This window comes from Geotalea toluenoxydans JCM 15764, assembly GCF_001311985.1.
In the GTDB taxonomy this organism is placed as follows: domain Bacteria; phylum Desulfobacterota; class Desulfuromonadia; order Geobacterales; family Geobacteraceae; genus Geotalea; species Geotalea toluenoxydans.
Genome location: NZ_BBCJ01000012.1, coordinates 78,775 through 92,015, shown reverse-complemented (window position 1 = coordinate 92,015; position 13,241 = coordinate 78,775). Strand labels below are relative to the sequence as shown.

The window sequence follows — 13,241 nt, the reverse complement described above, 5'->3', positions numbered from 1 at the left end:
AAGGGCTTGTGCGGAGACGTACATCGGTACGTCGCACAAGCAAGCCCGCAGATTGACGCCGCCAGGGCAGAAAAGCACCCTTTCCAGATGGAAACCAGCTAATCCGCAAGACGAAGGAGTGCTGCATGGAAATCTTCGGCGGCTTTATGATGATGGCGTCTATTCTCGGATTTTTCCTGACTGTTATCTGGTTCATTCTGCCCTTTGTCATCTTCAGCATCAAGGGCAAGGTCGACCGGACTCTCATTCTGGCTGAAGAGGCTGACCGGAGACTTGGGGAAATCGAAACGCGGCTGGCCAGGTTGGAGGCTGAAAAGACCCCATTGCCCAATGACTCCGCTGCCACCCTCCCGGCCGAAATACTTGCCGCCGAAGACTGACCTACAATTGGAGCGGTGAGATAAGCTATAATCTCTTGAGCTTTTGCTTCATATGGTCACAAAAACAGGACACCACCACCGGATCGAATTGGGTCCCGGCACATCTCTGCAATTCCTGCAAGGCATCCTCCACCGTATAGCCCTTTTTGTATGGACGCACTGAAACCATGGCATCAAAGGAATCCGCCACGGTTATGATCCGCGCCTCCAGGGGGATCGCCTCGCCCTTCAGCTGGTCCGGATAACCGGTGCCGTCGTAGCGTTCGTGATGGTGCAGTATGCCGGGCAATACCCCTTTCAACTGCTCGATGGGAGCAAGTATCGCGACCCCCTTTTCCGGGTGAAGGCGCATGGGAGGAAAATCGTCCTCGGCGATTTTTCCGGCTTTTCCAGTAGTGCCTCAATTATGCCGATTTTACCGATATCATGGAGGAGGCCTCCTATCTTCACCCTTTCGATGGTCGCTTCGTCCAATTTGAGAGCCCTCGCAAGATCACCGGCAACGCGCATGACCCTCTCGGAGTGCCCTTTGGTCCAGGCCGACTTGGCATCTATGGCATTGGCCAGGCTTGCGACGGTGCCGATAAAGAGATTCTCCAGGTCTTCATAAAGGTTCGCATTCACTAGCGCCACAGCTATCTGCCCGGCAATCTTCTCCACGGCAAAAACGTCATCCTGCATAAAACGATCGGTGTCGCAATCGCCGAGCAACAGCACGCCGCTCGATTTTTCCTTGCTGACCATCGGGATTGCCAGCAAAGACTGCATTCCTGCCTCACGAAGAAGATTGTCCAGGTAAGACAGCTTTTCGAGGCTTCTCAGGCTGCTTACGTGGCAACTCTCCCCCTTGGCAAAGGTCTGAGCAACGCAGCTCCCGCTCAAATCAGGATGTGCTCCGGTTTTCAGCTCATCGGGCAGTTCTGCAGAAAAACAGGCTGATGCCATGATCGGCATGGAGCCGCCTTCGGTTCCAAACAAGAGCACCAGATCGCACTGGATGAGCCGTTCGATGTTTTGCACAGCCGTAGCAATGATCTTTTCCCGGCTCAATGAAGATGAAATCGCCTTGTTGATCTCATCCAGGGCAAAGATGATGTCCAGCCTTCTGCCCATATCAACGGCCAGATCCAGCGATTCATCCAACAGGGTTGAATAGCTGACCGCAAGTGCGGCATTGGCAACGATATCCTTGATAAGATCTATGTCGACCCCGCTGAATGGTTGCTGAACCAGCGCCCTGGCGACCAGGGCAACACCCGTCATCTGATTGTTCACCCTCATCGGCACCACAAGCAGATTGGACTCTTCTTTAAACCGGTCGAGCAGCGGCGTTAACAGTAACGCGCCAGCCGGCTCATCGGGAAGAAGGTGGCCCCGTTCCCGTAAAAGCTTTTTCAGAAGAGGGGCCTTGCCGGGCATCAGGGGAATGTCCTTGAGCAGGTCGAGCCGCGCGGAGGGGAAATCGCAGGAACGTCCCTGGGTGAATTCCCGGCGTTCCCGATCAAGCAGGTAAACAATGGCCCAGTTGCAGCCTACCATTTTAGCCAGCAACCGGCAAAGGCTCTGCACTGCATTGTCCACATGGGCAATGCGGGCACGCTTCTCGGTTTCCTCCACAATCTCGGAAAACTTTTCACCCACAGCCGGTCTCCTCCAATGTTATTAAACCACAATGCGGCCATATTTCTTGCCAAAAAGGTGATTTTTTACTAATATCGCCGTTCGTTGTGGAAATAACAGATAAATCTGAGGCTTTACAAAACATGATGGGCCGGCCGATATGAACGGTGCAAGCAAGAGACGGCGCAGCCTACCGGGTCGACCTGACCTTGGAGCGTGAGGCAACAAGCATCGGCCCCGCCGGAGTTTTGCAAGGGCCTCATCTGAAAGTAGATTTGAGGAGGGTGGCAAAATGGGTTTGTTGAAAGGGAAAAAAGCGCTGATCTTCGGCGTAGCCAATGACAAGAGCATCGCCTGGGCCATAGCGGAGTCTTTCCGGCAGCAGGGAGCAGAAGTTGCCCTTGCCTATGCCAATGAAGCGGTGGCCAAGAGGGTGATTCCCCTCGCTGAAAGTATCGATGCAGCAATGACATTGCCCTGTGATGTGAGGAACGACGATGACATAAAGGCTGTCATGGCCAAGGTTGAAAAGAAGTGGGGAGGCTCGACATCCTGGTCCACTCGATCGCCTTCGCCAATAAGGATGAACTGAAAGGATCATTTCTCAATACGACCAGGGAAGGCTTCGCCATGGCTCTGGACATCAGCGCCTACTCCCTCATCGCCCTTTCACGGGAAGCCATGCCGCTACTTGAGAAGAAAAGCGGCAGCATCCTGGCGCTCACCTATTATGGCGGACAGAAGGTGTTCCCCAATTACAACGTGATGGGAGTCGCCAAGGCCGCACTGGAGATGAGCATCCGCTACCTTGCCGAAGCAGTGGGACCGGAAGGGGTAAGGGTAAATGCCATTTCCGCCGGTCCGTTGCGCACTTTGGCATCATCGGGTGTCGGCGGCTTCAACCAGATAGCAGGCCATGTGGCATCAAAGGCGCCGCTACGCCGCAATATCACCCAGGAGGATGTGGCCGGAGCGGCAGTCTACCTCTCCAGCGACCTGGCCCGCGGTGTCACTGGGGAGATACATTTCGTCGATTCCGGGTATAATATAATTGGTCTCTGATTTTTATTCCTCGCTGTCGGGAGAACTCACATAAAACAACTGCATGGCAATCTCACCGGCTTGAAACCGAGCCAGCATAAAGGATTGGAAAGGCTCTACCGCCGACGCGTTCCCCCGGAAGAAGTAATAACCCTGGACCTTGCCAGGGAGTTGGTGGAACTATCCAGGGAGATACGACGCCAACTGGGGCTGCTGGTCAACCGTTCCGGCGATGTGGAATACGTCATCGTCGGCGATGAACGGGGGCTCTACATCCCTGAACTTTCCGACTACCCCCTGGGCAAGAAGCTCCTGCGGGAATTGCGCCTGATCCATACCCACCTGAAGGGAGAATCACTGACCGATGACGATCTTACCGACCTGGCGTTGCTCCGGCTCGACCTGATAGCCGCCTTGCAGATCTCCCCGGTGGAGGGGCAGTTTTCCATTCAAACCGCCTACCTCGCCCCCCACACCCCCGGCAAAGCCCCTTACAGAACCGAGCGCCCGCAGCCATTCAGCCGCTTCGAGCTTGACTTTGCCGGCTTTGTCGAAACTCTCGAGTCCTCTCTTCACCAAGCTGCCAACGGCACGAGGGTGGTGAAGAAGGGAGAAGAGCGGGGTATTCTCATTTCGGTAACAAAGGCATCCCTTGATGAGGCAGAGGACTCCATAGAGGAGTTGAAGGAACTAGCCAGAACAGCAGGTGTAGAGGTGCTCGATACGGTCATTCAGCGCCCGCGTCAGTTCAACCCCCGCTTTCTCATGGGAGAAGGCAAGATGCGCGACGTGGTGATCCGCGCTCTCCAGCTCGGGGCATCACTTCTCGTTTTCGATCAGGAACTCAGTCCGACCCAGATAAGGTCTATTTCCGCCATGACCGAACTCAAGGTCATCGACCGCAGCCAGCTTATTCTGGATATCTTCGCCCGGCGGGCCCAGAGCCTTGACGGCAAGGTGCAGGTTGAATTGGCGCAGCTCAAATACCTGCTGCCGCGCCTCACTGGGCGGGGAGTACAGATGTCCCGGTTGATGGGGGGCATAGGCGGCCGTGGGCCGGGTGAGACAAAGCTGGAAATGGACAGAAGAAGGATCCGCGACCGGATCGCTCGCCTGGAAAAGGAACTGAAGGAACTCTCCCACGGACGCTACCAGCGTCGGCAAAAACGGGTCAAGGCCGGGCTGCCGATCATTTCCATCGTCGGCTACACCAATGCCGGCAAATCGACCCTGCTCAACACCCTTACCCAGAGCGATGTCTTCACTGAAAACCTGCTTTTCGCCACCCTCGATACATCCACCAGGAGGCTCCGCTTTCCCCGTGACCGGGAAGTAATCATCACCGACACCGTCGGTTTCATCCGCTCGCTTCCCAAGTCGCTGATGGGTGCATTCAAGCGACCCTGGAAGAATTGCAGGATGCCGATCTGCTGCTCCACTTGGTTGATTGTTCAAACCCACGCTTCGAGGAGCACATTTCCCAGGTGGAAACAATACTTGATGAACTGGAGCTGGAGACAAAACCGAGACTGCTGGTTTTCAACAAGACGGACCTCCTCACCGAGATGAAGAAGAAGGATCCCTTGACCGCCATGAAGGTGCGCCAGGCTTCGCGACGATTTAGCGCAATCGCTATTTCTGCTGCCGACCGCAAGAGCCTGGACCCCCTGATGGAAGAACTGCAACGTCGGTTCTGGCCTCAGGAAGCAGCCGGCGCCGGACAAGTGATCCCGGAATAAGGTCCTGCCAACAGCTATTTGTCTTGCCCCTCTGACTGCTCTGCCACATATGCTGATGCAGCTTCACCGGCGCTCCCTGTCGCCTCATCCTTAAATTAAGCATCTCCACAATCACCGAGAATGCCATGGCGAAATAGATATAGCCCTTGGGAATGTGCATGTCGAAACCATCGCCGATCAAAGCCACCCCGATCAGAATCAGAAATGAGAGGGCAAGCATCTTTATGGTTGGATGTCTATCGACGAAGGCACTGATCTTTCCCGAGAAAAGCATCATGAAGAAGACGGCGACAACAACCGCCGCAACCATTACCCCTACCCTGTTGGCCATCCCCAGCGCAGTGATGATCGAATCAAGGGAAAAGACTATATCCAGCATCAGAATCTGAATAATGACACTGGCAAAAGATATTCCGCCTTTGGCCGAGGCATGGCCTTCTTCCCCTTCCAGTTTTTCATGGATTTCCATAGTGCTCTTCCAGAGCAGAAATAGTCCGCCGCAAATGAGAATCAGATCGCGACCGGAAATTTCATTGTTCAGAATGGAAAAAAGTGGAGCGGTCAGCCCCATCAGCCAGGCAAGGGAGAAGAGCAAAACGATCCGGATAAACATGGCAAGGCCCAGTCCCAGCAGCCTGGCCTTCTCCTGCTGGTGGACGGGGAGTTTTCCCGCCTGTATGGAAATAAAGATGATGTTGTCGATGCCAAGCACGATCTCAAGTGCCGTCAGTGTTACAAGCGCCAACCAAACCTGTGGGTCTGTCAACCATTCCATTTTATAAACTCCTTTGCCGGTAGATGAGCTGCCTTGAACAATTTTGTCCAATCAGAAAAGCTGAAGAAATAAAAAAACCTTTACCTTCGGCGCAGATGGTCGCTTCAGATAAAGGTCTTGCATGCAGAAGAAATGCCCCATGCCCGGGTGTCGCCACCGTATTGACGGGCTATGGGTCGACCATAAACCGGTCGATAGCTACTCCCCTTTACAGCAGTGGAATATATTGAATGGGCCTTTCGGTGTCAAGATTTTTCCTCGAATGGTTGCCGGCACCTGCACCAATGCACATTTGACGCTCCGGAAACTCCACCTAATTAGTTGACATCTGCCCCATGAAGGGATATATCATTACAAAATCTGTCAAGTATTTGCCCCAATGCGTTTGATAAGGAATTGACATGCTCCTGACCGTTTCCCAAGCGGCGAAACTGCTTCATGTCCCAGAAAAAACTGTTTTGCGCTGGATAAAAAAGGACCAGATTTCGGCATGCACGGTCAATGAAGAATACCGCCTGAACCGGGTGGACCTTCTTGAATGGGCCACAGAACAGCGTCTGAGCCTTTCCCCCGAAATATTCGCCGAACCCGAAGAACCTGATATACATCTGCCGCATCTTTCCCAGGTCCTGAAAGCGGGGGGAACCCATCATGATATTCAGGGAAAGACCAAGGACGAGGTGCTGAAAAACATTATCTCTCTCCTCAAGTTCCCTCCCCAGGCAGATCGAGATTACATCCTCCAGGTGCTCATGGCTAGAGAAGCCCTTGGCACCACAGCCATCGGCGACGGCATCGCCATCCCCCATGTGAGAAACCCCATCCTGCTCCACGTGAATGCCGCCATGATCACCCTCTGCTTCCTCACCAATCCCATTGATTTCAAAGCCATTGATAATAAACCCGTAGATACCATTTTTCTTCTCATCAGCCCCACGGTAAAGGTTCACCTGCACCTTCTGTCCAAACTGGCGTATATCCTGCGGGATCAGCGTTTCAAGGCGGTTCTGCAGCGCCAAGGGCCACAGAGCGAGATTATCGCGGCTGTGAAATTGATAGAAGGCGAACTGGCAGGTGGAAGCGCCCGCTGAATATCCCACAGGAGTATAAACCATGAATACATCGGAGATGATTGACCCTGCACGTATTATCATGACAGGGGCAATTCTCGCCGGCCTTTCAGGAGTTCCCGGCCTTTTCCCACGCCTTGGCGCTGCCGTCGCCCAAAAGTTGACAACCCTTCTTGCCTGCTTCGCATCCCTGTGCGGTCTGGGCGGAGCGGTCTTTATCGCTGTCAACGGCATGACGGAGCACTTTGTCATTGACTGGAGCCTCCCCTTCGGCCCCTGTGAAATATGGATCGACCTCTGGCCGCTTTTTTCCTTATCCCCATTTTTCTTGTTTCCGGCGCCTGTGCCGTTTATGCCAACGGCTACTGGCCCGCGGTCAAGCATGCCGGCACCTCCAGGCTCCTCGGCTTTTTTCTCGGGCTCCTCTCATCATCAATGGTGCTGCTCATCACCGCCGGCAACAGCGTCTTCTTCCTCATCTCCTGGGAAGTGATGGCCGTCTCCGCCTACTTTGCCATTACAGCTGAAAATGAGGATCACGAGGTGCGCAAAGCCGGGTTCGTCTATCTGGTCTGCACCCATGTGGGAACCCTGGCGCTTTTCGTCATGTTTATAATCCTTCGACTGATGACCGGTTCATTTGCCTTTCCCCTCTCAGCAACGCTGTCCCCCCTGGGGCCTGGAGCAGCAGTGATTTTCTTCACCGCCCTGTTCGGCTTCGGCATGAAGGCAGGCATCATGCCGCTCCATATCTGGCTTCCGGCTGCCCATGCCAATGGACCGAGCCATGTATCCGCCATGATGTCCGGTGTAATGCTGAAGATGGGCATTTACGGCATCATCCGCATCCTTTCCATGTTCTCTCCCGTGCCCCTCTGGTGGGGAGTCGTCATTCTCGGAGCGGGTATCATTTCCGGCTTGGCCGGGGTCATTTCCGCCATCGGCCAGCACGATCTGAAAAGGCTTCTTGCCTATAGTAGCATTGAAAATATCGGCATCATCACCATGGCCTTGGGCACCGCCTTATCGGCATCTCAGTGGGAAATGTCGCCCTGGTAATGATGGGCATGGGGGGATGTCTGCTCCATGTGCTGAACCACTCCCTCTTCAAATCTCTGCTGTTTCTTGGAAGCGGCGCGGTAATTCATGCTGCCGGCACCAGGGAACTCTCGCGCATGGGAGGACTTGCCAGACAGATGCCTCGCACTGCCCTTCTCTTTTTCATCGGCTGTGTCGCCATCTGCGGTCTGCCGCCTCTCAATGGCTTCATTTCCGAGTACCTCCTCTATTTGGGATTCTTCTCCGGCATCAACGGTACCGACATCCCGGTCTTTGCCAGCATGGGGCTTGCCATCTTTTCCCTGGCACTCATCGGCAGTCTGGCACTCGCCTGTTTCGTAAGGCTCTGCGGCATTGCCTTTCTTGGCCACAACCGCTCTCCGGACCGGGCAGAAATACATGATGCCCCGTTGACGATGCTCATCCCCATGGCACTCCTGGCTGCATGCTGCCTGGGGATAGGGCTGCTGCCCCTTTCCGCCGTCAATCTTGTCAAGGTTCCGGTTCTGGCAATATTCCCCTCAGTTTTAGCGGCAGGAACGGACGTTTCTTCTCTTGCACCGCTGGGTCTCCTGGAGGCATGCGGCCTGATCCTCGCCCTGGTCATGATTGCCCTCGCCGCGCTTTACCTGCGGCGGCTGAAGATGAATCCTCCGGTTCCCTCATCCACCTGGGGGTGCGGATATCTGCAACCTTCTGCACGAATTCAGTACAGCGCCACCTCTTTTGCCGAAATGCTGGTACACTTTTTCCGCGGCATTCTGCAGCCGACCTATGCCACACCCAAAATCAGCGGCTTTCTCCCCGCTGCTTCGCGGTTTTCCAGCCGCATCCCGGAAACGGTGCTCGAAAGACTGCTGCTGCCTTTCGTGCGGCTTGCCGGGCTGGTCTTTTCTTTCATGCGCCGCCTGCAGCATGGCGAGCCGAATTTGTACGTATTCTATATCTTCGTCACACTGGTGATGCTGCTGGCATGGTCCTATTAGACGAATGCCAGCCTAGCCGGACAGAGGTTTCATCATGACCGATATATTGATCCATGCACTGCTCATCATCCTCATGCCGCCGCTCCTTCTCGGGGTGATCGGCAAGACCAAGGCCGCCTTTGCCGGCAGGGTCGGTCCGTCATATTTTCAACACTACTACGACCTGGCAAAACTGATCCGCAAGGGTATGGTAATCAGCGACACCACCACCTGGGTTTTTACCGCCGGGCCGGTGATCACCCTGGCCGCGACCCTGGTTGCAGCCCTGTTGATCCCCCTGGGCAACCACCATGCGCCCATCGCCTTTGCCGGGGACATGATACTCTTTGCTTATCTCTTTGCCCTCGGACGGTTTTTCACCACCCTGGCGGCCCTTGACACCGGTTCAAGCTTCGAGGGGATGGGCGCGGCCCGGGAAGCGACCTTTGCCTGCCTCGCCGAGCCGACGCTGTTTTTTGCCCTGATGACCCTGAGCAGGATGAGCGGCACTCTTTCCCTTTCCCCGATGATGTCCAACCTGTCGGTCTCCATGTGGTTCAGCTCCGGCGCAGCACTCCTTCTTCTCGTCGGCGGGCTGTTCATCGTGCTTCTTGCGGAAAACTGCCGCATTCCGTTCGATGATCCCAATACCCACCTGGAACTGACCATGATCCACGAAGTGATGGTCCTTGATCACAGCGGGCCCGCCTTTGCCTATATCCTCTACGGTGCGGCCATGAAACTGTTCGTCATGGGGGCGTTCTTCATCAATATCGCCCTGCCCCTGAAAAGCGGCAACGCCATCCTCGACTGGGGCATTTTCATCCTGCTCATGCTCGGGCTGGCAGTGGCCATCGGGGTGGTGGAATCAATAATGGCCAGGCTTCGACTTATCCGTGTTCCCCAGCTGCTGGTTGCAGCCTGCATTCTTTCCGGCTTTTCAATGCTGCTGATCCTGAGGTGACCATGAATATATTTGCCGATCAATTGCTGGTGTTCGTCATGCTGATCAATTTCCTCGTGCTCGGCTCAAGCCGAATGACAATTGCCATCCGCGCCGTTGCCGTACAAGGAGTGGTCCTGGGACTGCTTCCCGGCATAATTCATCATTTTTCCTGGCACCTGGTCGCCATAACTGTCGGCATCATCCTGGCCAAAGGGTGATGATCCCCTGGCTTCTTTTCGGCGCCATGAACAAGATCCAGATCAAGCGGGAGGTGGAGCCCTTCATCGGCTATGTCTCAACACTGATTATCGGTGCCATAACCACCGCCCTTGCCTTCGTCTTCGCTGCCAAATTGCCGCTGGCGCCTGAGCACCAGGGGCTTCTCTTCGTCCCTGCGGCCATCGCCACCATGATGACCGGTTTTCTCGCCCTGACCACCAGACGTAAAGCCATCAGTCAGGTTATTGGCTACCTGATCCTTGAAAACGGCATTTTCATCTTCGGCCTGCTCCTGTCCACAGCCATGCCGGTAATGGTTGAGGCAGGAGTTCTTCTCGACCTGCTTGTCGGCATCTTCGTCATGGGCATTGTCATCAATCACATCAGCAACGAGTTTTCTTCCATAGATACATCGCGGCTGACCGCACTGAAGGAGTAAGTAGATGTTTTACAGCCTGGTTCTGCTACCACTGGTCGGCGCACTACTGGCCTGGTTCATACCTTCCAACCGCCACCGGCCGCTGGTGCTTCCCCTTTTTGCCGCTCTGCATCTGAGCCTGACCGTCGATGCATTCATTGCCCCCCCCGCCCCGTCTCCAGGGGGATGGCTCGTGCTGGACCCGATCGGCAAACTGTTTCTCGGCGTCGAGACCCTTCTTTTCCTTACCTGCGCCGTCTATGCGGTGGGCTACCTCTCCCACCGCCAGGAACGATCAAACCGCGTCCTGTGCATGGGGCTTCTCGTCTGCCTGTCCGCCATGACCCTGGTAACCATTTCCCATCATCTGGGGCTGCTCTGGGTTGCCCTTGAAGCCACCACCCTGACCATGGCGCCTCTCATCTATTTCAACCGCAATGCCCGGTCCCTTGAAGCCACCTGGAAATACATGCTCATCTGTTCGGTGGGCATCGCCCTGGCCCTGCTCGGCTTGTTCTTCCTTGCCTACTCTACCGTTGTCGCCCAAAAGGAAGCTACCCTCCTGCTGGAACCATTGATCGCTTCGGCCGACCAGCTTTCACTGGCCTGGCTCAATGCGGCCTTCATCTTTCTTCTGGTCGGCTTCGGCACTAAAATGGGACTGGCGCCCCTTCACACCTGGAAGCCCGACGCTTACGGAGAGGCGCCAGGACTAGTGGGAGCGTTGCTGGCGGGGGGACTGGTTAACTGCGCCTTCCTGGCCATCATCAGGGTTTACCAGGTTTGCATGCGGGCCAGCGAAACCGCCTTCTATCACAATGCCATGATTGTCCTGGGGCTCGTTTCAATGGCCTTCGCCGCCGTGTTTGTCGTGCGGCAGGCCGATTTCAAGAGGATGCTGGCCTATTCCAGCGTGGAGCACGTGGGAATCCTGGCCATAGCCTTGGGGATAGGTGGCGATGCCTCTTCGGGGCGCTGTTCCACGTCATCAACAACGGCCTGACCAAAGGGGTCCTGTTCCTCACCTCGGGGAATATTCACCGGGCCTATGGCAGCAAGAACTGTGAGCAGGTGAAAGGAGCGTTGCACCGGGTGCCATGGTCGGGGGCGCTCTTTTTGGCAGGATTCATCGCCATCACCGGCTCCCCCCCTTCAGCCCGTTTCTCAGTGAATTCACCATCGTCAGCAGCATCTTCAGCCAAAAACAGCCCCTGGTCGGAGCCCTGTTCCTGCTCTTCCTGGCCATCATCTTCCTCGGCATGGCCTCATCCGTGCTGCCGGTGGTAATGGGGAGAATGACACCGGCCGTCACCAGGACCTCCTATCGTGACAGCTTCCTTACGGTCGGCCCGCCCCTGTTCCTGATGGCCCTCATTCTGGTACTGGGGCTATGGCTGCCGGCCCCGCTGAAAGCACTCCTGCAGCAATCGGCCCAGCTTTTGGAGGTACGGCCATGACAGACACCTCCTTTATGAAGACGTTTTACAACGGCGAGTCCTTACCACTTGCCGCAGTCCCCGAGGTGAGGCTGGAGGAGTTTCTCCAGGCCATTATAAACGCCGCAGACCACGGCTGGAAAATCTCCGCTTTTTTCGGTGAAGGAAACCCTGCCGAGCTTAATCTCTATGTTGTGCTGACAGCCAGAGCCGACGGCCTGATCGGGGTGATGCGCAGCAAATGCAGCGGCAGTTTTCCCTCTATTACCCCTTACTGTCCACAGGCCAACCTCTTCGAGCGTGAAATCGCCGAGCAATTCGGGGTGGTACCGGAAGGACACCCCTGGTTCAAACCGCTCCGCTTTCACCAATCCTTCAGACCCGGTTATGATGCCTGGGGACGTGCCGACAGGAGCGCCATCCTCCCCGGTGTCACCGATTTCTACCGGGTCGAGGGGGAGGAAGTCCACGAAGTTGCAGTCGGGCCGGTCCATGCCGGAGTGATCGAGCCGGGACATTTCCGTTTCCAATGCCACGGCGAAGAGGTTTTCCACCTGGAAATAGCCCTGGGATACCAGCACCGGGGCATGGAAGGGGCATTGATCGGCGGACCGAAACCACGAACCCTTTATGAGATGGAAACCGTAGCCGGAGACACCACCGTCGGCCACGCCTGGGCCCACTGCATGATCCTGGAGTCTCTGACAGATGTTCATCTGCCGGCCAAGGCAGAGGTGCTACGGGGTATCGGCCTGGAACTGGAACGACTGGCAAATCATACCGGTGACCTGGGGGCCATCGCCGGCGACACCGGCTACCTTCCCACCTCGTCCTACTGTGGCCGTATCAGGGGCGATTTCCTCAATATGAGCGCCGTCCTTTGCGGCAGTCGCTTCGGCCGGGGCTGATCCGCCCCGGCGGTACCGGCTTCGACTGCAGCCGGAAGCAGTCGGACGAACTCCTGCAGCGACTGGCAGCAGCGCGAAAGGATCTGACCAACGCTGTCGATCTTATCTGGGCGACCCCTTCGGTGCTTGCCCGCCTTGAAGCCACTGGTACCGTCAGCAGGGAAACTGCCAAAGAACTCGCCCTCACCGGCCCCGTAGCGAGAGCCTGTGGCATTGCCACCGATACACGCCAGGATTTCCCTTTCGGCATCTATCAGATGAGCCAGATTCCAGTGGTTACCGCCAGAAGCGGAGACGTTTACGGGCGGACTCTGGTCAGATGGCTGGAAGCGGAAAAATCACTGGAGTTCCTGGAGGAACAGCTGCGTCAGTTGCCCAGCGGTCGCCATGCTACCCATATGGGGGCGCCGGCCAGAGAAAGCCTTGCCGTGGCCTTGACCGAAGGCTGGCGCGGAGAGATCTGTCATGTGGCGCTGACGGATGAATCGGGTAGGTTCAGTCGTTACAAGATTGTCGATCCATCTTTCCATAACTGGCCGGGACTGGCCATGGCCTTGCGCAGCCAGCAGATATCGGATTTTCCCCTGTGCAATAAGAGCTTCAACCTGTCCTACTGCGGATTCGACCTTTAACGTACGAACGATCTGACCGACGATATTTTTAGC

7 protein-coding genes and 6 pseudogenes are annotated in these 13,241 nt (G+C 55.8%); 10 read left to right on the top strand and 3 right to left on the bottom strand.

Going from position 1 to position 13,241, the window contains the following annotated elements; all coding sequences use genetic code 11:
- The first annotated feature begins 125 nt into the window (after positions 1-125).
- Positions 126-380, top strand: a complete 255-nt coding sequence (locus JCM15764_RS09635) for a hypothetical protein (RefSeq protein WP_054695090.1) — start codon at positions 126-128, stop codon at positions 378-380.
- A gap of 25 nt (positions 381-405) precedes the next feature.
- On the opposite strand, the gene JCM15764_RS29480 is transcribed toward JCM15764_RS09635, so the two are convergent.
- Both JCM15764_RS29480 and JCM15764_RS26405 read right to left on the bottom strand, forming a co-directional pair.
- The gene (locus JCM15764_RS29480) at positions 406-732 is read right to left on the bottom strand and encodes an HD-GYP domain-containing protein (protein WP_279384354.1); all 327 of its coding nucleotides are present in this window, start codon (positions 730-732) and stop codon (positions 406-408) included.
- The gene (locus tag JCM15764_RS26405; protein WP_279384353.1) at positions 678-2,021 is read right to left on the bottom strand and encodes a GAF domain-containing protein; all 1,344 of its coding nucleotides are present in this window, start codon (positions 2,019-2,021) and stop codon (positions 678-680) included. Before JCM15764_RS26405 ends, JCM15764_RS29480 begins: the two co-directional genes overlap by 55 nt.
- 271 nt (positions 2,022-2,292) lie before the next feature.
- On the opposite strand from JCM15764_RS26405, the pseudogene JCM15764_RS09625 reads away from it, so the two are divergent.
- A pseudogene (locus tag JCM15764_RS09625) lies at positions 2,293-3,062 on the top strand (enoyl-ACP reductase FabI).
- 60 nt (positions 3,063-3,122) lie between these two features.
- Positions 3,123-4,780: pseudogene (gene hflX / locus JCM15764_RS09620) on the top strand (GTPase HflX).
- A 52-nt stretch (positions 4,781-4,832) separates the two neighbouring features.
- Here hflX and JCM15764_RS09615 read toward each other — a convergent pair.
- Positions 4,833-5,555 (bottom strand): annotated as a pseudogene (locus JCM15764_RS09615) (TerC family protein); the annotation flags it as partial.
- 401 nt (positions 5,556-5,956) lie between these two features.
- Between JCM15764_RS09615 and JCM15764_RS09610 the strand changes: the two are divergent.
- From JCM15764_RS09610 to JCM15764_RS09585, 7 genes and pseudogenes are all read left to right on the top strand, one after another.
- Positions 5,957-6,646: a PTS sugar transporter subunit IIA gene (locus JCM15764_RS09610; protein WP_054695089.1), complete on the top strand. Its 690-nt coding sequence runs from the start codon at positions 5,957-5,959 to the stop codon at positions 6,644-6,646.
- A 264-nt stretch (positions 6,647-6,910) separates the two neighbouring features.
- Positions 6,911-7,684, top strand: a complete 774-nt coding sequence (locus JCM15764_RS28100; protein ID WP_369412291.1) for a proton-conducting transporter transmembrane domain-containing protein — start codon at positions 6,911-6,913, stop codon at positions 7,682-7,684.
- A complete protein-coding gene (locus tag JCM15764_RS28095; RefSeq protein ID WP_369412290.1) occupies positions 7,663-8,670 on the top strand; it encodes a proton-conducting transporter transmembrane domain-containing protein in 1,008 nt (335 codons plus the stop codon). The genes JCM15764_RS28100 and JCM15764_RS28095 overlap by 22 nt, the downstream gene beginning before the upstream one ends.
- Positions 8,671-8,704: 34 nt before the next feature.
- Positions 8,705-9,613 carry a respiratory chain complex I subunit 1 family protein gene (locus JCM15764_RS09600; RefSeq protein ID WP_054695088.1) on the top strand — a complete coding sequence of 303 codons (909 nt, stop codon included), beginning with the start codon at positions 8,705-8,707 and terminating at the stop codon, positions 9,611-9,613.
- Between the two features lie 2 nt (positions 9,614-9,615).
- A pseudogene (locus JCM15764_RS09595) lies at positions 9,616-10,253 on the top strand (hydrogenase).
- Between the two features lie 4 nt (positions 10,254-10,257).
- Positions 10,258-11,689, top strand: a pseudogene (locus JCM15764_RS09590) (proton-conducting transporter transmembrane domain-containing protein).
- Positions 11,686-13,208: pseudogene (locus tag JCM15764_RS09585) on the top strand (hydrogenase large subunit). Before JCM15764_RS09590 ends, JCM15764_RS09585 begins: the two co-directional pseudogenes overlap by 4 nt.
- The last annotated feature ends 33 nt before the right edge of the window (positions 13,209-13,241 follow it).